Source organism: Caldivirga sp. MU80, assembly GCF_001663375.1.
In the GTDB taxonomy this organism is placed as follows: Archaea; Thermoproteota; Thermoprotei; order Thermoproteales; family Thermocladiaceae; genus Caldivirga.
On record NZ_LCTF01000022.1, the window covers coordinates 21,042 to 42,504 of the forward strand.

The window sequence follows — 21,463 nt, forward strand, 5'->3', positions numbered from 1 at the left end:
AATTACGTTACCGTAATCATAAGAAGGGGGTTCATCGGTAAACCTGAATGTTAAGCAAGTTGCGTGAACTAACCCTTATAAAAAATGAGGTACCGTAGCGTGAATTACTTCACGTTTTCCTCAATAGCCTTAAGGATGCTGCCAGCCTCTACATTAACCTTCCTTCCCTCTATCATCGCCCTTAAGGCCCAGTAGTAAGCTGGAAGCTGGTAAGCGTAGTGTTCACCGATCCATGGTTCACTTGGTAATTCAGATAACGGTTCAGTCATGGGTATGTTCACCCTGAGGAGGATGTTTAATTCGAAGAGCCTGCGTAGTAGTGGGTTCTGCTCTACGTAAAGGTCATTAAGCGCCACGGCATCGGGTTGGCCGACAAATTGTTCATCACGCTTAAGCTCAGTCCTCATTACCCGCTGCCCTGACTCAATTAACCAGTTCAATTCTTCATTGCTCATAAACCCTGTTAGGAAATCCACAACCCTAGCTCTAAGCCACTTATCCACAACCCACCCATACCTAAGCGCCAAGTATTCAAGCTCCCTAACATTACCACCCATTAAATTCCAGAGCAACTTAACATCAATGTCACTGGAGGCTCCCGTTAAATCGGCAACATCCTTAACCACGCATTCGAAGGCTGCCTTAGGCAGGCTCCAGAAGAGGTATGGTGTGGTGAGTGCCTTGGCCTTGGATATTAAGGTCTCTGCAACCTTCATCGCCGCTTGGTCACTTACGGCGAATAGGATCTTCTTAGCCTTGCCCGTTAATTCACCCCACAAATCCCTTGAGGGGTTCTCCAGGGAGTTGGCGAAGAAGCTCGCCTTCGTGGATAGTATAATGTAGCTGTTGACGCCAACTCTCTCCTTTAGGAAGTCGTCAAGGCCATCATAGATTATCACCAGGTTTTCGACATCACTAGTGCTGTTCCTGTATTTATCTAAAATAGCTTTTATGATGTACCTAGCCGCATCAAGCACCTGCCCAAGGTCGATGGATATTGAGCCAGGTGAAGGGCCTATTGGAACGTTAACCCTCACCATACCTTCCAGCTTGCTCACTATTTCATCCCTCCTACTAATGAGGCCCCTTGGTAACTCCGCCTGAATAGCATCCCTGGTGAAGTTCATGTATACTATTAAAATACCTGTGGGTTGATTAATAGAGTTGATCACTTGAGCCATTGTTGATAAGAACGTGGTCTTCCCTGCGCCATACGGCCCATATATGAAGCCGAGGCCACTGTACCTCAACACCTCCCTGAAGAATAACCCAGCCTCATGCTCCCTATCCCTAAATTGAATCATGTATCTGCCGCCAAAGGGTACCCTAACGTTACGCATCTTACCTATGAGTGCATCCACTAGCCCACCAATGCCTTCACTACGCCCACTCATACTAGTTTGATGCATCCATAACTCATGAGGATATTATTAAAGCTATCTATGTGATTCACCATTCCCAATCCTCAATGCCTTAGCTGCGAAACGGTAAGCAGCCCTATGGTGGCGGCTAACCCATGGGCAAAGTGTTGAGTGGCATTAAAGTATAAAGTAAGTATAAATCTATTAAGTTACTGCACTTTACCCTAAACGTACCCTATGGATAATGAGGTTTTCGCCATAAATGTGGCGTCTAGGGTGGGCTATGGGATAATGATCATAGCGATACCGTACTACGTGACCAGCAACCTTGGTTTAGTGGGCGTGGTGCTTGCCACTTACCCAATAGCCGAGGCCCTTGCATCAATACCAGTGGGGCTTATTGTTAATAGGTTTAGGGTTAGTAGCCTAGTTTCAATTGGCCTACTGATTATGGCTACTTCATCACTGCTCTTCGCCATTAACAGCAACTGGGTTATCTTGGCTGCGCTCCACGGCTTAATGGGTGTAGCAGCCGCAATGATAATAGTCCCCCTGCTCACCGCGGTTACCCGTAGGAGGGTTAGGCTGGGCTTGGGTTACGGCGGCTTCTTCTCAACCTACTTCGCTGGATACATAATAGGTATTGGTATTGGCGGCCTAATGCAGGGGATTATTGAGCATGGCTTTGAGGCTGCCAGGTTATCCATAGTAACAGCGGCCGCAATATTCCTAGCGGCATTACCACTGGCCCTCACCCTTAAGGGACATAGGGGCCCTGGGATTATGGCTAAGTCACTAGGGCTGAGGAGCGTTGAGTTAATTCCACTGCCGCTCTGGCTGGGCCTAATGATACTGCTGGGCGTGGCCTTCACCCTACCAGGTGGCTTAACAATGCACCTAAACATAGGCGGCGGCTTCGTGGCGCTTATTTACGTATCAGCAGCCTTAGTACTAGCCCTAGGTATACTAATGTTCGGTTCACTGGTGGATAGGGTGGGTGCCATCAAGGTTATGGCGATTGGACTGGTGGGCTTATCCGTAGTGATAGGTGTAGCCTACCTGGTGGTTTCAGGTCTACTGAGCATCTACTACGCCATAGCCCCCCTAGCCCCATCAATGTTCCTGACGTCTGCGCTTGTACCATCTATATACGCCTACGTTGGGCATAGGGCTGAGGAGGGGTCTGAGGGCTTGATAATGGGCATATACAACATACCCACGGCAGCCGGCATAGCAATAGGTAACCTAATTGGTGGCTTCTCCCTAAGCCGCCTAGGCCTAGACCTAACGATAATACTGGCGGCGCTAACACTAGTAATAGCCGTGGCGCTGACGGCGGTAATGTGGATAGTATTGCGTGGGAGGGGGGTTAGTCTTAGTCGTCAGTCGACTTAGGCCTCTTCACCGGTAAGTGTGGGTTCAATTCATCACCCAGGTAAGTTAGTGGCCTGAACAATTAATAAACATTACCCCGTAAATATAGTAAATATAGACGCTCAGGGGTTAAACCAGGTTGAACAGTTGACTAGTAAAGCTTATAAATATGGCTTCAGCACATATTTATGCCAGGTTCAGTAATAGGGTATATAAATAGAATAAGGCATGTGATATATATCATGCACGTAGTGCTCGCCACATCCATAATAGCCTCAACTGTCGTCATAACCAGGGCCCAATCCCTGAGCGGCTATCCACAGTCATCAGTGCCTAACTGGCTTGACACGGGCAGTAATGCATGGGTGCTCACAGCGGCCACATTGGTTGGTTTAATGAGTGTACCAGGCTTAATGCTATTTTACGGTGGGCTTACCAGGAGGAAGTATGCCATAAACACCATGATGATGGTCCTCTATGCCTTTTCAGTCGTCCTGGTGCTATGGGTTCTTTTTGAGTATGAAATGTCCTTTGGCCCACCCCTACTTTCATTAAGGGGATTCGGCATACTGGGCAAACCAATCCCCCTATTAACCAGTTCGCTACTTGGTTCGCAGGCAGATGTACCATTAGCCAACCAGCAGCCAAATATAGCCCTACCGACCCTAGTCTACTTCCAATTCGTCTTCGCTGCAATAACACCAGCGCTAATAGTTGGTGCCCTAATAGAGAGGATGAACTTTAAGGCGTGGATGCTCTTCGTACCCCTCTGGTCCATCTTAGTCTACGCGCCAGTAGCCTACTGGCTGTGGGGAGGCGGCTGGCTGATGCAATTGGGGGCGGTCGACTTCTCAGGAGGCTACGTAATACACCTTGATGCCGGTGTAGCAGCCGTAGTGGCCGCAATGATGGTTGGGCCAAGGCTGGATGGCGAGAGGAAGCTGAGCCCACATAACCTAACTCAGGTGGCGGCTGGCCTAGGCCTACTTTGGTTCGGTTGGAATGGGTTCAACGGTGGTGACCCATACGGGGTGACTATAGATGCATCCATAGCCGTGTTAAACACTAACCTAGCCGCGGCACTAGCCCTACTAACCTGGGTAATACTAGACGTGGCCTTCTACGATAGGCCCAGTTTAACTGGCGCCGCCTCGGGGGCTGTGGCTGGCCTAGTGGGTATAACACCAGCAGCCGGTTACGTTAATGGGCTGGGCGCATTGGCAATAGGTGTTGCCTCTGGGGCAGCGGCCTGGGTGTCATTAAACCTAGTCCAGTATAGGCTTAAACCCTTTAAGGGTATTGACGATGCCACGGGCGTATTCTCAACCCACGCCGTTCCAGGCTTCCTGGGGGGTATTTTAACGGGCTTGTTCGCTGATCCACGCATAACGGGCTTCATAACCCCTGGTTTAACTGGGGCATTGTATGGGAACCTGTACCAGTTGGTTATTCAACTAGTGGCCGCATTGGTGGTTATAGCCTACAGTGGGTCAGTGACATTCCTAATTCTTAAACTAATCAGTAAGGTCACACCGCTTAAGTCGCCGCCAACGGTGTTAATGGTCGGTGACCGTGAGCTTCATGGCGAGGTGGCTTATGACGAGTACGCCTTCCCAATGCAGGTTGAGGTTATTAATGGAAGGGTTAGGGAGGTGAATGAATAATCACTCTTTATTAAATGACATTTTAAATAGTATATAGTGTTTATAACTTTAACTATATATGGTAATGCTTTTAAATTTATTAGGCGAATAAATGTGTAATGGTTCTCAGGGTTGGGGTTTTGGGTTCAGGCTTCGCGGCTAGGGAACTGCACCTACCTGTATTAAGCTCGTTGAGTGGGGTGGAGGTTTCAGCCATATTCGGCATTCCCTATGAGGATGCTTTAATGCTGGCCAGGAGGTTTAAGATACCCAAGGTGACTGATGACTGGAGGAGTGTGGTTCACGACTCAAGCATAGACGTAGTCCTCGTGGCCACCCCAACCTACACCCACAGGGCCATCGCGGAGGAGGCCATTAAGGCGGGTAAGCATGTTATGCTTGAGAAGCCCATAGCCCTAACGGTTAAGGATGGTGAGGAGTTGGTTAAGGCCTATGAGGCAGGTGGCGTTAAGTTGATGGTGGCCCACTGCCTAAGGTTCTGGCCGGAGTACGTTAGGGCCAGGGAGTTGATGATGGCCGGTAGGGTTGGTGAACCGAGGGTTGCTAGGGCTTATAGGCTTAGTTCACACCCAGGGCGTTGGTTTAGGTTCCAGGAGTTGAGTGGTGGCGTTGCAGTGGACATGAGTATACATGACCTGGACTACCTAAGGTGGACCCTGGGTGAGGTTAAGAGGGTTTACGCGGTGGGTGGGACGTACTCAAGTGACTCGGCAACATCAATAGACCACTTCATGGCAACCCTTGAGTTTGAAAACGGCGCCGTGGCCTATGTTGAGGGTTCGTGGGCAATGCCAAGGAACTTCCCATTCACCACGTACCTTGAGATTGCCGGCACAAAGGGCCTACTGACAGTCGACAACCAGTTAACCTCAACCATAGAGGCCTACATCGACAACTCGTACTATAGGTATGGGCCAATATACAGGAATGCCTACTACCTGGAGTGGGTCGCCTTCCTGGACTGGTTGAACAAGGGTGTGAAGCCGCCCATAGAGCCGGGTGACGCGGTTGAGGCCCTTAGGCTAGCCCTAGCCATAAATAAAAGCATCACTGAGGGTAGGGTGGTTAACCCAGGCGAGGTGAGGTGACATGGTGCTCAGGTTTGCCGTAGTCTCATATGCACACATGCATGCCTGGAGTTACACTAGGGCTATTAAGGAGCTTGAGACTGAGGGTAAGGCAACGCTGGAGGCCATATTTGACAACAACACCGATAGGTTGAGGAGGGCCCAGGAGGTGTTTAAGCCTAGGAGGGTTTACAACGACTTCAACAGGCTGATGGCTGATGGGGGCTTTGACGCCGCTGTGGTTGCGTCCGAGAACGCTAGGCACATAACTTATGCGCTACCCTTAATCAAGGCTGGGGTCCACGTCATAGTTGAGAAGCCGATAACAACAACTGTGAGGGATGCCGTTGAGATGGTTAACGAGGCGGATAGGCGTGGGGTTAAGCTACAGGTGGCCTTCGTCATGAGGTACCACGACGCCGTGGTGGAGGCTAAGAATAGGATTGGTGAATTCGGGAGGATTAAGGCCATCACGGCGACGAACCATGGAACATGCCCCTACGACTGGTTCGTTGACCCAGAGCTGGCTGGTGGTGGGGCGATGATGGATCACATAGTTCACGTGGCTGACTTGATAAGGTGGTTCACAGGTAAGGAGTTTGAGGAGGTCTCAGCCTTCGTGGGTAGGAACATTAGGCCTGAGCTCAAGGTTGAGGACAACGGGTTAATACTAGCCAAGTTAACCGACGGAACGCCCGTATCCATAGACTCAAGCTGGTCGAGGCATGGAACATGGCCAATATGGGGTGACGTGTACATGAGGATGCTCGCTGACCATGGGGTATTAACCATAAACGCCTTCAACCAGAACATATCCCTAGCCGACGATAAGGGCTTCCACTGGGTGGGCTTCGGCCCAGATGCGGATAGGAACATGATTGAGGACTTCATAAGGGTCGTTAATGAGGGTAGTCAACCGAGGGCAAGCGGGCTGGATGGCCTAAGGGCCCTTGAGGTAGTGGTTGCGGCGTACAAATCATGGAGGGAGGGTAGGCCGGTTAAGATAAGCGAGGTTAGGGTTTAACAGCACCTTAAGGATAAAATAAAAGATAAAAACAGGGATAAATCAACAAAAATACCCAGTTGTATACGGCATTGAGGAAAAAGTATATTAACACCCATGCATCATAATAATATATGAGGGTGGATTGGTTAATCAGGAGAGCTGGACTAGCATTAGCCACCTGGTTCGTGGCACTACTAATATCATACGTACTGTTTGAGTATGCTCCAGTCAACCCAATAAACTACATAATGACGCAGCTGGGTCTTTTAGGGGGTAGTGGCACAAGCCCAATGTTGATGAGTAAGGGTAGTTTTGAGTACATCGAGCAATGGGCCTCGGCATTCATGATTCACGGTAACCCAGTCCTAGGCTTTGCCCAGTACATGGTCAACACGTTTAAGGGTAATTGGGGATGGTCAGTGGTCTACGGGTTACCGGTACTAACCCTAATAGCAAGGTACCTACCCTGGACTTTGTTTATTGTTGTTTCTGCTAATTTGATTAGTTTCTTTGTTGGTGTTTATCTTGGTCAGTATATGGCTTATCATAGGGGTGGTTTGGGTGATCAGGCTATCACGCAGTTCATAACAGTAAAGAGGTCAATACCCGTCTACATATACGCCGCCCTACTGATATACTTCCTGGGCTTCGAATACCACATATTCCCAACCCACGGAGCCTACAGCGGCACACCTGGATTCAACCTTAGGTTCATTACCAGTGTTCTTTATCATGCTGCTTTGCCTATCTTCACCCTTGCCTTCGCCTCCTTTGGTCATTGGGCTCTCAGCATGAGGGGTAACATTATCTCAGTCCTAGGTGAAGACTACGTGACCTACGCTGAGGCAAGGGGCCTACCAAGCAGCTGGATACAGAGAAGATACGTAGGAAGAAACGCACTACTACCACTATACACAGGAATAATAATAGCACTAGGTACATCATTCGGTGGCGCTGTTTTCGTAGAGTCAGTCTTCTCGTACCCTGGGGTTGGTGCACTATTATCCTCATCGTTGGGTAACGGTGATTGGGCCCTTGGAATGGGCATACTACTAATACTGATCCTGGCCGTGGTGCTGGGCATGGTTATAGCCGACTTAACCTACTCACTAATAGACCCAAGGGTGAGGCAAGGATGATGGAGATCAGTTACGGTAGGGTTGAGGGTATCCTTAGGGGTATTGGAAGGACGCTGAGGATGATTTGGAGCAGTAAGGCTGCTAGGTTTGGGTTACTGGTCTTACTATTCTACATACTCATGGCCGCCATCGGCCCCATAATACTACCCTTAAAGCCAGTGATAGCGAGTTCAACCAACGTTTTCCAGCCTCCTAGGCTTTGGCCACCAATATACTGGTTCGGGACAGACAACGTGGGTGTGCCCCTCACCGTGGATATAGTTAATGGGGCGCCCTTCGTGCTTGAGGTTAGCCTACTCTCGGCACTATACACCACCGTGCTAGGCTTATTGGTTGGTATTGTGGCTGGCTTTAAGGGTGGCTATGCTGACGCAGCCTTATCATTCGTAAGCCAAGTATTGATGACGATACCAAGCCTGCTCCTGGTCATGATAATGGCCACCATGATACACACAAATAACCCATTCATACTATCTGGGATACTCAGCATAACCGGCTGGACCGGCCTGGCGCTCTCGGTTAGGTCACAGATACTTGCAATGAGGGAGTACCCGTACATTGAGGTGTCTAGGGTGCTTGGGTTATCGGGGAGCTACATATTATTCAAGGAGATAACACCCAAGATAATGCCCTACGTCTGGATAAACTTCATACTAAACATGGAGGGTGCCGTGTACGCTGCAGTGGGCCTATACTTCCTAGGGCTACTGCCCTACCAAAACTATAACTGGGGTGCGTTAATAAACCAGGCATTAAGCTACGGGGCATACTTCGGCGGGAGGGCACTGCTAATATTAGTGGTTCCCGTGGTCTTCGTCACACTATACATGGTTGCGCTGATTGAGTTAGCCTATGGTATCGATGAGATAATAAACCCGAGGTTAAGGAAATAACTCAAATATTTATCAATATTTATGAAACGATAATTTATATAGGATAAAATTTATAAAGTAGTATACAGACACCTATACTATGGTTAACTGGGGTAAGTACCTACTACTCGGTGTACTAGGTGTATCAATAGTGGTGGTGAGTCTGCTTGTGGTGTGGCATGGTTCCCCTGGTTATGTTGTTAAGGCTCAGCAGTATAATATCACGCCTTATAATACGCTGTATGTCTTCACTATCAGGAGCCCACCTTTGACTGGCATGTCACTTTATAATCCGAATATTTTCCACGGTGGCATCGCTTGGTACGGCGTTGTTCAATCCCATGTGGCTGCCGCCAACTATACGACAGGTGAGGAGATTCCTATTTTAGCTGAGAATTGGACCCTTCAAGTTTTGCCCAATGGCTCACTGGCCATCTTCATCACCCTTAGGCATAGTGGTATGAGTAATGGTCAGCCGGTCACCTGTTGGGATGTCTTGACTAGCAACATTGCCAATGGTTTAATCCACAACATGTGGGGTAACGTGTCAATCATAGACAACTACACGTGCGTGGTCAGGATGGCGCAGGGCTACTACCTACCCCCAACAAGCCCGGCGGCTGAGGCTTATGACATATTCTGGGCGTTAAACTGGGGTGGCGTAGCCCTAGTTTGGCCCTATGTTACGTGGAAGTCTTTAGTTGATGCTGCCTTGGCTAACTATAGCTGGCTTTGGTTATTTAACTTTGGTAATGCCACTCAGCAGGCTGAGGCCAGAAATATGTTATCATCTTTAATCAACGAGTTGTTCACAGCCACAATACCGCCTAACTCACCAACCACCGGCCCATTCTACGTCTGCGACATAACACCGGAATACATTCTACTATGCAAGAACCCGTACTGGTACGATGCTAAGGACATTAAGGTTGATTACATTGTTGAGTGGCAGTACTCATCAATGACGCAAGTCTATGCAGCCTTAGCCTCAGGCAAGATAAGCATTTGGAACACTGGGCCTGGTTCACTATCACCATCAATAGTGACTACTATTCTAAGCAACCCCAATATGAAGATGTTTGTGATACCGTGGTGGGGTGGTGATGCGCTTTACTTCAACTTCCTTAACCCGTGGTTGGCTATGCCCCAGGTTAGGCAGGCTATCTACTACGCAGTGAACTGGACCCAGCTAGCCCAGGCTGCCTATGGACCAGAATTCATCCTACCCTCACCAATGCCTCAGGTTGGTATTATGAATGACAAGTACCCAAGCCTAGTTCAGGAGGTTGCCAGCTACTGGGCCTCACAAGGTTCACCACTAATCAACTACACTTATAATGCAAGTCTAGCTGCTCAGTTGCTTGAGTCCGTTGGCTTCACTAAGAAGGGTGGCGTATGGTACACGCCGAATGGTTCACAATTCACACTAACAATATACATATCGTCAGGCGCTGCACCACCACAGTTAGCACTAGTCAATGCAATAGCTAACGCATTAACAAGCTTCGGAATAACTACAACGGTAGTCACATACCCAAGTGCAGAATTCAGAACGGTAGTTCAAGAGGGTAAGTACGATCTAATACTCCTGTATTATGATGGTGCGCCTGAGCCTGGCCTACCATCATTCTTCCCAGAGGGTCCAATACCTGCAGCATACTTCCAAGGCTACCCATTGAATGCGACACACTGGAACATGGTGATTACGTTACCCAATGGTACTCAAATATCTCCACTGCAGGCGTGCTACAAGTACCTACTGTCACCGGCAAGTACGTTTAGGTGTTATGCCATATCAATGTGGGCTTGGAACCACTACGTCCCATTCATACAGATAGATAGGAATACCCAAGTATTCTTCCTAAACACCCAGTACATTAACTGGCCGCTGAATGACACGTCAATATGGACTCAATTACCGATTATACAAACTGAGGCATGGACGGAATTATTAAAGCACATCTCATTCAAGGTACCAACCACCACAGCCACTACTACGACTACTAGTCCTGTTGCTACTACGGTTTCTACTACGACTACTGTGACTTCTACGACCACTGTTGTTACTTCTACGACTGTTGTTAGTGGTACCACCACGACCTACACCACCACATCCACAGTACCAGTAACAAGCACAGTCACGGTAACAGCAACAGCACCACCAACAACGGTAACAGTCACCAAACCAGTAATCAGCACAACACTAGTGATCGCAATAGTAGTAATTGTAGTAGTCATAGTAGCGGCAGTAGTAGCAGTAATAGCACTAAGGAGGAGGTAAAGTCATGTGATGTAACTAGATTTTAAAATCATTTATCTCTTTTTCATTTCCGTAATCTTTAAGGCTTCCCTTTATATCATTACTTAGGTAATGATTATTATTTGGTGAAAGGTTTAAAGTGGGCTATGTAAGTAATGCTTGGTGCTGGAGGTTTCGTTTGCGGGTAGGAGAAGCATATTCAATGAATTGAGTAGAATGGTTACTGGTTCAATTAAAGTCAGGTACATCGACTCCAGTGTAATTACAGCTGTGGGTAATTCTGTGGGTTTGCTGGATTACTACGTTGATAATGTTGAGTGTATTGGCAACTGTATTAAGGTTGGTAAGAATATAGGACCCGTGGAGTTAATGGGCTACTTAATTAACGCCATGGTTAAAATGCTCAACGGTGGGTTAACAAAAATGGGTATTGACTACGGTACCGAGAGGACTGGGGTTGTGTTGGTTTACGATAATACACCACTCATGGGTAGTGTGCTCACGCCCAGTGGGTTAATGAGACTCCTTAGGTTGATTAACAGTAAGCTAGACAGCGTGGCGGTTGGTGACTCCCCAGCGGTACACAGCTTCCTGGGTGAGGGTATTGGGGATTTATGTGCAATAGCCGGTAGTGTTCTTATCGTAGATGAGCTTGAGTCGTCTAGGTTGAGGGGTTGGGTCTCGGTTAATGGGCTGAGTGATGATGTAGCTGATGCATATGCAATAGCCCTAACAAAACCCAAGGTAACCATAAGATGTCCGTAGGGCAATGCCCTTACTCTAGTAATCACTTAGCGTAGTCCCTCTCCACGCTCCTTATGGATTCAATTATTATGTCCACGGCCCTCTCAGCCAGCTCAATGGGTATGTTCAACGGCGGCGCAATCCTGATGGTCGATCTACCAGCCCCTATGACGGCCACACCCCTCTTGAAGGATCTAACCAGGACCTCGCTAAGTTCCTTAACGGCAGGTTCCCTACTCCTCCTATCCCTAACAAGCTCAACCCCAATCATTAACCCAAGCCCCCTGACATCACCTATCAGCCTACTTGAATCAGCCTCCTCCCTAAACCTCCTGATAATGTAATCCCCAACCCTTGATGCGTTTGTTAGCAGGTCCTCATCCCTAATCACGTTAATCACCTCAACCCCAGCGGCTAGGGCAAGTGGATTGCCGCCGAAGGTGTTTGCATGTGAGCCCCTGGGCAGGTTCATTAACTCCCCCCTCCCCACAATAGCCCCCAGTGGTAGGCCAGCCGCTATGGCCTTAGCCATTGCTATTAAGTCGGGTTCAATGCCGAAGTGCTCAACGGCGAACCACCTACCCGTCCTACCAAACCCGGACTGAACCTCATCGGCGACGAGGAGTATGCCGTTATCCCTCGTCAATTTCCTCAACCCATTCATGAAGTTCCTAGGCGGTACCACGTAACCCCCCTCACCCTGGATGGGTTCTATGAAGACGGCGGCCACTTCACTCGGGTCAACTAACCTACCGAAGATCCAATCCTCAATGTATGACAAAGCCGATTCACCGCACTCCTCCTCGCTAAGCCCCTTACCGAAGGGGCACCTGTAGGGGTATGGGTAGGGTATATGGATTACATTGGGCATCATTGGGTTAAACCCAAACCTCTGGATGGGTTTACTGGCCGTTAGGGACATTGAACCGTAGGTCCTCCCATGGAAGGCCCCTAGGAATGCCATTACGTACGGCCTCTGGTTCCTAAAGAAACCCCTAGACACCTTAAGCGCACCCTCTATGGACTCCGTGCCCGAGTTCGTGTAGAAGACTCTCTTAGGGCCGCTTATTGGGGTTATCTCCATCAGCATTGAGGCGTGTTTAACGGCTAACTCATAGTAGAAGTCCGTTAGGCTGTAGTGGGTGAATTTATCGGCCTGCTCCTTAATGGCCCTTATTACCCTGGGGTGGGAGTGCCCAACATTCATGACCGCTATCCCGGCGTTGAAGTCTATGTACAGGTTACCGTCGACATCCTCAATCACTGGGCCGAACCCCCTCCTAATAACTAATGGGTACCACCTGCTGAAGGACTGCATCAACAGCGACTCATCAGTCTTAACAACCCTTAGTGCATTGGGCCCAGGTGGCTCAATAATAATCCTAGGCACGTCGCTGGGTTTAATGTCCCAGTACCAGTTGGGCATAAAGCCCTAGGCGGCCCTCAGCTATTAAAACGTAACCTATAATAGACTATATTGCTTAAATAAACTACTGTCAACTAAATTAGCTACTTAACAACACGGCCATTGGCGAGGCTGATCACGGGTGCCCTGCCGAAGTCCTCACCAAGGTCAATGCTGCTGCCCCTGGCTGGGATCAACCTAACCCCCAGTGGCCTACCCTTAACCTTAACCAGCTCCGATAGGTCTAGGAGCAGTCTCTTAACTAGGTTGACTTCACCGGTGGGTATCGGAACCATGTCAACCCCAGCCACGCAGACCTGGGTGTATGAGATCAACTTGAAGAGGTCCATGGAGCCTTCGTTGAACCTATCCTTAAGTAGCTCATCCTCGCCTAAGGGCAGCATAACCTCGTTGAAACCGGTCTTGTTGAATGGTAATTCGCCTATGAGCCTGTTTAGGAGACTTATAGTGGCCATTGTCCCCAGTTCACCGAACCTCAAGTTACCCAAATCCTCAACCAACTTAACCACCGAGTCCTGGCCCCAGGGTGATAGGGATGCGTCAACCCCCCTATACTCGACGCCAGCCAGTTCACTCAACTCCTCGCCAATTTCACTAGCCTTACCGACAATCTCCCTAATCCTCCTCTGAACATTAGCACCGCTCCCAATTAGGTCTGAGGCGTAGAGGAGGGCTATTGATAACCCAACCCCACCCTTAACGTTGACTGAGGCTGGGTAGTATGGGGTCTCCAGTAGGTCACCGACCAGCACAGCTAGTTTCCTGGCGTCAAGAGGTGAGTTAGAGGCCATGGCCTTAAGCACCTCAGTGTAGAAGTTGGCTAATTCATCATCGTACTCGGGCATCCAAATCATGGAGTATGTGTCGTACTCCCTAATCAACTTAACCACGGTTAATGGGTCTGCAGGCTCCATGAGACTTAAACCCGAGTACACGTAACCCCTCCTAGCCGCTGTGGACTTTAGGGCCTTTAGCCCCTCCCTAGCTGCCTCAATACTGCCTGTGAAGGGTAAAGTGACCCTCTTGGTTAAAACCCTGACACCATACTTAGAGGTTACGGCGTCTATGGCGGCGTTAACCCTATCCAGCAGGTTGGGTAATGATGCCAGGTCATCCGTGAACACGGTCACTGCCCTAATCCTCATCTTCAGTTGAGTGGGGCTGGGAGTTATTAAGCTAACCGTTCAACACTCGAGTCTTAGGTTACTGAGTATGTGGGCCTTAACCCTATAGGTTAGTACATAGTCCTCATTGGCTAGCAGTGAATTAATGTCCACGGAGTTTACTTTAACGCTTGTTATAAATGAGTAGGGGCTTGGGTCACCCATGACCCTAATGGGCTCCGCATCCATTAGTGAGAAGTTCTTAACACAGAAGCGTGGCACTGGTATTGCGGATAACTTGGTTGACCAGTGTATTGATAGAGGCACCCTAAACACCTTAACCTTACTCAGGGTGTTTATGCCCAGGGTTACGTCACCCATTAGGCCGCTGAACCTGCTGAACCTCTTTAAGGCCCTCTGCGCAGCATCAATGATTATCCCAAGTAGCCTTGTGGCGTCCTTAAGCTCCACACCCTTATCCCCTGTTAATCTGGCAAGTACCTTGAAGCCGTTCATGCCGTCGAAGTACATTAACACGTTGCCTATGCCAACGGCCTCGAAGCCCACCCTAACGGCGTTTGAGGCCAGGTGCATGGCTAGGTAACCCTCCGGCGTGTTGAACATGGTTTGCTTAACTTTGACATCAGCCACGAGCACATCAACCTTATCTGAGCCAATGGGCCTAACGGAGGCCATGAAGTCCAACCCACCCTGGGCTGCGAAGAGCCTAAGGTCATTAACGCTATTGATCATTATCGGCTTACCTTCGATGCTCTTAACAAGCCTAACGTTACCCGACTGCTGCATTATGACCTGCACGGATCTACCAGTCATAAGGCTGAGCATTAACTCGCCCATGGCCTCATAGTACTTAACCGGGTCCACAGGAACCCTCTTAACCACCGGGATTAGTCTCCTTACCCTCTTCATGTTCACCTACCGGTGGTGGGTAATAATATATTAACTTACCGTTAAACCAGTCCCTAACAACAGCCTTAGCGGCCTCCGTAAGGTTCAACCCACCGCCCTTCAGCACGAATCCCCTCCTCCTGGCAACCCACTCAAGTATGGTCAATGGGTCCTGTGAATTAACACCGTAAGCATCCCTAAAGGCGCCTGGGTTTAGGCTTAACACCCTTTTAATGAAGTTTACGACAGGCGTCACCACGTCACCTGCCCTATCAGGGTTAAGTAGACCCCTAACAACTAGTAGTGAGTCATCCTTGGAATCAGCGTTGCTGAACACCCCAGGGGTATCTGCCACGATTAGCCACCTCTTAGCCCTATACACCTGCGTACTCCTGGTCCACCCGGGCACTGGGCTAACGGAGGCTACTGCCCTTTCCTTAAGGTAGTTTATTATCGAGGATTTACCCACATTCGGGTAACCAACCACAGCCACCTTAACGGGTAGCCTGGGTGCATTAGCCTTAATGGCCCTTATAAGCATCCTGGTGCCTAGCCTCTTCTTAACGCTAAGGAACACGGTGGGCCTGTCCCTACTTAAGTACGCCTTCCACATCCTTAACACGCTCATTGGGACTAGGTCAGCCTTATTAACGGCAAGTATAAGCAACTTACCTTTCCTATCTGCCATCCTCTCCACCAACACGTTCCTAGTTGCTAAGGGATCTCTAGCATCAAGCACCTCAATGACTAAGTCGCACCAGTTAATTACACTGGCAACATCATTGCCCATGGTGAATTAGGTCTGCGTTAGTTTAATTAACATTACGGATTAACCGGAAGCTGGCATAATCAGCACCAGTTTAATGGCACCGAAGGAAACTACCCTACTAGGGTGTATTATTCCTTATGCGAAATAATTGCATTACGCCTAATCATAATATTGATTAATTAACCAAGCAAACTGCTTAGTAAGCCCAATAGAGGTAAACTCCAAGGCCTTGGAAGCCCGTATTCCTCAAGTCTAGAGGAGTTAAAAGGGTTGAATTAAGCATTTAAGTTTCCGTGGCGGTGTTTCGGTATGGCTAATATATACATGGGTAGGGAAAGCTGCTACGCCGTTAAGGAGGGCCTTTACGTTAAGCCGGGCTTAATGGACCTGGGTAGGGCGGCGGCCCACCTATACCTACACCTCAGGGATCTTAAGCTGGGGTACACTTACAATCATGAGTGCGTTAGGATAAGGATGAGTAGGAGGCTCTTTGAGGCGAGGTGCAAGTACCTGGTTAAGTTATGCAGGGAGCAGATTGAGGATGAGTACGAGTGTAGCCAAGTGGAGCAACTGGTAAACTCAGTCCTAGAGAACCTGAGGCTACCACCTTGGGCTGAGGATTTGGCTAGGCAAAACCTGGTTAAGGTGACTAGGCTACTTTGAAGTGCTACAAGGATCCTAAGGACTACTAGTTAACCCTATTTAACCCTATGGGGGTGGTGTGGGTTAACAAAGTTTTTATTTAGAGGTGTAAAGGCTGGTGGGGGTTGGGGTGAGCCTGTGCCTACTTGAACGTAGGGATATCGTCATCTCGGGGCTAGGGGTCTTCCTGGCCTCATTCCTGCTCCTATCCTGGTACTGGATAATTAACCTCAGCCTAATAGTACCCGTCACACTGGCCTCCATATTAGTCTCCCTAACCGCATTCATGTCTCATGAGTTGATGCACAGATACGTGGCCAGGAGCCTAGGTTACATAGCGTGCTTCAGGCTCGTCAGGTACGGCTTAGTCATGCTCATGTTGACGGCTCTAATAGGTTTCGCAGCCAGGACACCGTTCATGATGGGTGCACCCGGCGCAGTGGCTATTGGACCCAACATACTGGGTAGGGAGAGCAGTAGGCATAGGGCGTTAATAGCCTTAGCAGGGCCGGGGGCTAATGTCCTAATGGCCGCAGCCTTCTACGCTGCCTCACTATCAGTAGCCGGCACCCTACTATTCACCCTCCGCATAACATACATAATCAACTCCATACTGGCCATCTTCAACTCACTACCAATACCACCCCTCGACGGCTACCAGGTGGTCAAGAATAGGGAGTATGGCCTATGGCTAACGTTAATGGTCTCCTCAATACTGGTCTCTATACCCGCAATACGGTACTTATTCTAGCTTCAGCAACACCCCTAACAGTCTCCCTAATGCGCACCGCCATCAACGCCGTTACTATTGACGTGACTGCGGATGAGATGAAGATGTAGTAGAACGCGGTCCTTGAGGGAACCATGTACAGTATAGGTAGGTTACTAACCATACCAACCAAGACGCCTTGCTTATAGGTGTCCAGGATTGAGCTTGCGAAGACAGGGCCGAGGGTATTGCCCATCAGCCTCATCGTGGTGTTGGTCCCGGTTATGGTGGCTAGCCTCCTCTCAGGGGCTGACATCATTAGTAGCGTTATCCTACTCACCATCATACCACCTATACCTATTAACGTGATGACTAGGACTAGCATAACGTCCGCCACTGTGATGGAGTAGTCCAGGACCATTACCGCTAACGTCAGTGACCCAAGCGCCGCTATTAATGGTGCAGTTATCAATATGGGTTTAACCCCAACCCTACCTGCTAATGAACCGAAGGCCGGCCCCACAATGAGCATTATGATGCTTATGGGCGCCAGCGTTAGGCCGGTGGACAATATGTCCATGCCGAAGCCAACCGGCCTAGGCAACTCAAAGAGGTAGACTAAGGCTTGAAACAGGAGGAATAGCCCAAAGCCCGACACGAAGGATGCCAGCAATGGCACAGCCACTTTTGGGTTAGAGAAATCCTCAATGCTAATTACGGGGTTTACGACACTCCTTGAGCGCCTAAGGAATACGCCAAGTATGACTAGCCCTATGGTAATGCCGGTTATGGTTATTGGTGAAGCCCAGCCAACCTGATGGGCGTACGTTAAGGCCAGTCCAATTATTAGGAAGCTGAGCGATAACTGAATCAACCCAACCAGGTCAATGGACTCCTTAACGACGCTCCCCCTTGAGTCAGGTAATAGCCTATATGCGGCCACCGTAGCCACTATTAACAGCGGCAGCGCAGTCCAGTAAACAGTCTGCCAGTCATAGTATTGCGCTATAAACGCACCTATGGGTAAGGCAACGGCTCCACCTATGGCGAATGTGGACGCTATGACGCCTTGGGCCATGGGCAACTGCTCCTTGGGTAACCTCTCCCTCAGTATGGTGTAGGCTATTGGATTTATGGCTAATCCAATACCCTGTAAAGCTCTAAATACAATAAGCACCGCGAAGTTCGGTGAGATGCTCGTGAACAACACTGAAACAGTATATATCACTAGTATCATCATTAGTATCCTCTTCCTACCGTACTCATCAGCCAACTTACCTATCACTGAGGCTGTTTCGGTTTTTCGTGATTATTCGTGGTGTTTATCACCACTGGTGGTGAGGGGTGGGTTTATTAACTCATCCCCAACACCATTAACCGGTTACCCCGGGTTTCCGAGACCCGTAGTGGCTGGGAGCCGCGGGTGACCGTTGGGGAGCCACTACGGTGAGGGGGCTTGGGGCGACCGTCGAGAAGGAGACGGCGGGTAAACAAATACAACCCGTCGCTTCCGGAGAGACGGCTAAGGCTAAGCCACCCAGGGTTTCGGCTGATAAAACCCACGACACCTCAGAGGGTTCGGGTCTGGTGGGTAGTTGTGATTATTTGTGATTACTTTGTTGTCCTCACCCTCATCCCCTCATTTGTTTTCTCCCCCTCTGTCGGGTTTCATCCTTCACAGGGGGAGCACTCGGGGGCAACCCACATGCCCCCGCATGCGCATGTAAAACTCGTAAAGCCCTCAACCAGATATTCATTGCTCCAACGGTGTCTCTGTCGGCTATGAAACTGCATTTCTCGCAAATAGCAAGCCTATGGATGTAAGTCAGCTTCCCACCGCATATGGGACATACACTCGATGTGTTCCTTGGATCCACAATTATTACGGGCACTCCGTATTCAAGTGCCTTTGCCATTATTGCATGCTGGAGTTTCCTATATGCGAACATTGTGAACTTCCAGGCAACATCACTCACGTTGCTTGCCCTTTTCTTGAGCCCGTTGAGGTCCTCAAGGGCTATTGCATGGCCCCTCCTCAAAGCCTTTAGAACAATCTGTTTGGCTAGTTTCCAACTCCAATCAACAACAATACTCCTAGCTTTTCCGTGAAGAGACTTAATTCTGTTAAGAATCCTCTTGTTAAACCTCCACCTCCTTGGGTACCTCTTTTGCAGTTCCTCAGCACGCTTCCTCTTACTTAAAGCATCAGCGAACCTAGTCTTAAACCTCCTAACACCAAAACCGTCGTAAGCCACAATTGTTTTCAAGTTGATGTCCAGGGCTATTATGTTCCTAGGCACGTAGGGGTGGTATTTGAATTCAAATATTACGCTTACAAACAGCTTACTGTTCTCGTACTTTACGTGAACCTCCTTCCATCTAAGACCTCTGAACTTCTCAATGTAATCCCTCCTATGCTTGAGCTTTAAGGTGTACCACTTATCCCTCAGAATAACCTTAACAACTCCCTTATTTAGCTCAACTTTAGCATCCTGGTAGTCTAGCCTCGCCGAGAGTCTCCTAAGGACTGGCCTACTCCCATTGTTACTTCTAGTAGCCTTCACTAGGGCTAGAACATAGTCGTAGATATTCCTAGCAACGTGGGCTCTGAATCCATAGCTTCTGAGTAATTGGTAGAATAACTGGTGCATCTGAGACCTATTTGGAACCCTGTCTAAATCCCACAATGCATCAACGATTCTTTGCATTGCATGCCTATAGAGAGTCAAATCCCAAAGCAAATCATTCAAATTACCATCAACAACCTCAGCCTCTGCTTTCAAAGCCCTATGATATGTACCCTCAGGGATCCGCCTAGAAGACAGGCGAATAACCCCCTCACAGGGCACCACTTTCGCTAAGACGCACAGACTTAAAAACCTTTGCATCATGATACATAGACCACGTAATTACAATTATCCACAAATAATTGTTGATGTATAATTTACAATGGCTGAAACACTAAACTCCTCCTCAATCCTGTAGATTGATGGTAGCACGGCCATCTCGACATACATAGTTAGGATTGATATGAAGGCCAGTATGGGTAGGTACCTCCTTAAAACATGAGCAGTATAACTCATGTGCACCCAATTTGCAATACACATATATTAACTTTTTGCAAATGAAAGCCAAATCCAAGGGTGTTGAAGGCTCAGCGCCCATGTGGATCATGATGTAATTCACCGGATGTGTATATATGGTATATAGGGGCATGTTAAGCCTATTTGCGTGATCACTAATGTTTTCTTGATTTTAAGCAGCACATTTATTTATTTACTTAGGTAAAGATTATGCTAAAAGATAACGGTTTATTCACCTAATGATGCCCTACGGGAAAAAATTTATATAGGGAAGTGGTTAGAAATAGTGTATGGCGAGGAGGGATATTATAAATACGTCTATATGGGCGGTTAAGAGTGTGGCTGTTGTGATTGCCGAGCTGATTTTCGCCATAAGCATATCCTTCTTCCTGATACACGCAATGCCAGGTAACCCATACCAGATAATCTTAGTTGGCCTGCTGCAGAGGGGTATACCATATGAGCAGGCTAAGATAATGGCCGCAGCCTTAGCCGGCTACAACCCAAATGTTAACCCAATAGTCAGTTGGGCCGGCTACATGTGGAGTGTGTTCCACGGTAACCTGGGTTACTCATTAATATACAGGGCTCCGGTCATTAAGATAATAGCCACTGCGGCCCCCTGGACCATACTACTCGTGGCTGTCTCATTAACACTGGCCTTCGCCACAGGCTACATACTGGGGCTTTACGCAGCCTCAAAGACAGGTATAGTGGATGCGTTGATAAATGGTTCACTATCATTCTTCCAGTCAATACCGGCGTACGTACTCGCCCTAATACTCATAATAATATTCGGTGTGCTGCTTAAGATAGCCCCAATAGCGGGTGCCTACTCATCAAACGTGACCCCTGGCTTCACGGCTAAGTTCATACTCGACGTAATGAGGCACCTGGCGTTGCCACTACTCACGTATTACTTGGTGATATTCCCAGGCTGGGTCTTCGGCACCAGGAGCCTTGCAATAAGCATTACTCACGAGGATTTCGTACTGGTGGCAAAGGCTAGGAGCTTACCTGAGAAGAGGATAACCTTCACCTACATAGGCAAGAACGCCCTGCTACCCCAGTTAACTGCGCTACTCTACTCATATGGTTTAATGTTCGGTAGCAGCATATTCATAGAGTCAACCTTTGCAATACCTGGACTAGGCTACGTGTTAGCCATAGGCTCTGGGTCAAGGGACTACCTACTAACCATAGGCTCATTCCTTATTATTATTATTGCTGTTATTTTGGGTAATTTTATTGCTGATGTTACTTATGGTTTGATTGATCCTAGGGTGAGGGGTGTATGATGGGTGTTTCTGTTCCTCTTGGTAGGAGGGTTGTTAA

General features: G+C 48.6%; 19 protein-coding genes. 11 read left to right on the forward strand and 8 right to left on the reverse strand.

Features of this window, described 5'->3' with window-relative positions; all coding sequences use genetic code 11:
* Positions 1 to 104: 104 nt before the first annotated feature.
* Positions 105 to 1,409 carry a hypothetical protein gene (locus AAX04_RS07365; protein WP_156519747.1) on the reverse strand — a complete coding sequence of 435 codons (1,305 nt, stop codon included), beginning with the start codon at positions 1,407 to 1,409 and terminating at the stop codon, positions 105 to 107.
* A 189-nt stretch (positions 1,410 to 1,598) separates the two neighbouring features.
* On the opposite strand from AAX04_RS07365, the gene AAX04_RS07370 reads away from it, so the two are divergent.
* The 8 genes from AAX04_RS07370 (at position 1,599) to AAX04_RS07405 (ending at position 11,508) form a co-directional block, all read left to right on the forward strand.
* Positions 1,599 to 2,756: an MFS transporter gene (locus AAX04_RS07370; protein ID WP_066796254.1), complete on the forward strand. Its 1,158-nt coding sequence runs from the start codon at positions 1,599 to 1,601 to the stop codon at positions 2,754 to 2,756.
* Positions 2,757 to 2,923: 167 nt separating this feature from the next.
* A complete protein-coding gene (locus AAX04_RS07375; RefSeq protein ID WP_238377836.1) occupies positions 2,924 to 4,399 on the forward strand; it encodes an ammonium transporter in 1,476 nt (491 codons plus the stop codon).
* A 98-nt stretch (positions 4,400 to 4,497) separates the two neighbouring features.
* Positions 4,498 to 5,487, forward strand: coding sequence for a Gfo/Idh/MocA family protein (locus tag AAX04_RS07380; protein ID WP_066796257.1), 990 nt, complete (start codon positions 4,498 to 4,500; stop codon positions 5,485 to 5,487).
* A gap of 1 nt (position 5,488) precedes the next feature.
* Complete coding sequence (locus AAX04_RS07385; protein WP_066796258.1) at positions 5,489 to 6,490, forward strand: Gfo/Idh/MocA family protein; 1,002 nt, start codon at positions 5,489 to 5,491, stop codon at positions 6,488 to 6,490.
* Positions 6,491 to 6,603: 113 nt separating this feature from the next.
* A complete protein-coding gene (locus AAX04_RS07390) occupies positions 6,604 to 7,611 on the forward strand; it encodes an ABC transporter permease (RefSeq protein ID WP_066796260.1) in 1,008 nt (335 codons plus the stop codon).
* Complete coding sequence (locus tag AAX04_RS07395; protein WP_084761262.1) at positions 7,608 to 8,504, forward strand: ABC transporter permease; 897 nt, start codon at positions 7,608 to 7,610, stop codon at positions 8,502 to 8,504. Before AAX04_RS07390 ends, AAX04_RS07395 begins: the two co-directional genes overlap by 4 nt.
* Before the next feature lie 79 nt (positions 8,505 to 8,583).
* Positions 8,584 to 10,764, forward strand: coding sequence for an ABC transporter substrate-binding protein (locus AAX04_RS07400; RefSeq protein ID WP_066796262.1), 2,181 nt, complete (start codon positions 8,584 to 8,586; stop codon positions 10,762 to 10,764).
* Between the two features lie 141 nt (positions 10,765 to 10,905).
* Positions 10,906 to 11,508, forward strand: a complete 603-nt coding sequence (locus AAX04_RS07405) for a hypothetical protein (protein WP_066796265.1) — start codon at positions 10,906 to 10,908, stop codon at positions 11,506 to 11,508.
* A gap of 22 nt (positions 11,509 to 11,530) precedes the next feature.
* Here the strand turns inward: AAX04_RS07405 and AAX04_RS07410 are convergent, their stop codons facing one another.
* The 4 genes from AAX04_RS07410 to AAX04_RS07425 form a co-directional block, all read right to left on the reverse strand.
* Entirely contained in the window at positions 11,531 to 12,913 is a 1,383-nt protein-coding gene (locus AAX04_RS07410; protein WP_066796269.1) for an acetyl ornithine aminotransferase family protein, read from the reverse strand.
* An 83-nt stretch (positions 12,914 to 12,996) separates the two neighbouring features.
* Positions 12,997 to 14,058: a DUF711 family protein gene (locus tag AAX04_RS07415; protein WP_066796272.1), complete on the reverse strand. Its 1,062-nt coding sequence runs from the start codon at positions 14,056 to 14,058 to the stop codon at positions 12,997 to 12,999.
* A gap of 39 nt (positions 14,059 to 14,097) precedes the next feature.
* Entirely contained in the window at positions 14,098 to 14,946 is an 849-nt protein-coding gene (locus tag AAX04_RS07420; RefSeq protein ID WP_156519748.1) for a hypothetical protein, read from the reverse strand.
* The gene (locus AAX04_RS07425) at positions 14,912 to 15,715 is read right to left on the reverse strand and encodes a GTPase (RefSeq protein WP_066796277.1); all 804 of its coding nucleotides are present in this window, start codon (positions 15,713 to 15,715) and stop codon (positions 14,912 to 14,914) included. Before AAX04_RS07425 ends, AAX04_RS07420 begins: the two co-directional genes overlap by 35 nt.
* Positions 15,716 to 16,003: 288 nt before the next feature.
* On the opposite strand from AAX04_RS07425, the gene AAX04_RS07430 reads away from it, so the two are divergent.
* Both AAX04_RS07430 and AAX04_RS07435 read left to right on the forward strand, forming a co-directional pair.
* Positions 16,004 to 16,357 (forward strand): hypothetical protein, encoded by a 354-nt coding sequence (locus AAX04_RS07430; RefSeq protein ID WP_066796279.1) that lies wholly within the window; start codon positions 16,004 to 16,006, stop codon positions 16,355 to 16,357.
* A 109-nt stretch (positions 16,358 to 16,466) separates the two neighbouring features.
* Positions 16,467 to 17,087: a hypothetical protein gene (locus AAX04_RS07435; RefSeq protein WP_156519749.1), complete on the forward strand. Its 621-nt coding sequence runs from the start codon at positions 16,467 to 16,469 to the stop codon at positions 17,085 to 17,087.
* Here AAX04_RS07435 and AAX04_RS07440 read toward each other — a convergent pair.
* From AAX04_RS07440 to AAX04_RS11945, 3 genes are all read right to left on the reverse strand, one after another.
* Positions 17,059 to 18,330, reverse strand: coding sequence for an MFS transporter (locus tag AAX04_RS07440; protein WP_066796285.1), 1,272 nt, complete (start codon positions 18,328 to 18,330; stop codon positions 17,059 to 17,061). The two genes, AAX04_RS07435 and AAX04_RS07440, sit on opposite strands and share 29 nt — an antisense overlap.
* Positions 18,331 to 18,676: 346 nt before the next feature.
* Entirely contained in the window at positions 18,677 to 19,894 is a 1,218-nt protein-coding gene (locus AAX04_RS07445; protein WP_202904431.1) for an RNA-guided endonuclease TnpB family protein, read from the reverse strand.
* A 66-nt stretch (positions 19,895 to 19,960) separates the two neighbouring features.
* On the reverse strand, positions 19,961 to 20,128 hold the full coding sequence (locus AAX04_RS11945; RefSeq protein ID WP_156519750.1) for a hypothetical protein: 168 nt from the start codon (positions 20,126 to 20,128) through the stop codon (positions 19,961 to 19,963).
* Between the two features lie 290 nt (positions 20,129 to 20,418).
* On the opposite strand from AAX04_RS11945, the gene AAX04_RS07450 reads away from it, so the two are divergent.
* On the forward strand, positions 20,419 to 21,426 hold the full coding sequence (locus AAX04_RS07450; protein ID WP_066796289.1) for an ABC transporter permease: 1,008 nt from the start codon (positions 20,419 to 20,421) through the stop codon (positions 21,424 to 21,426).
* Positions 21,427 to 21,463 lie beyond the last annotated feature (37 nt).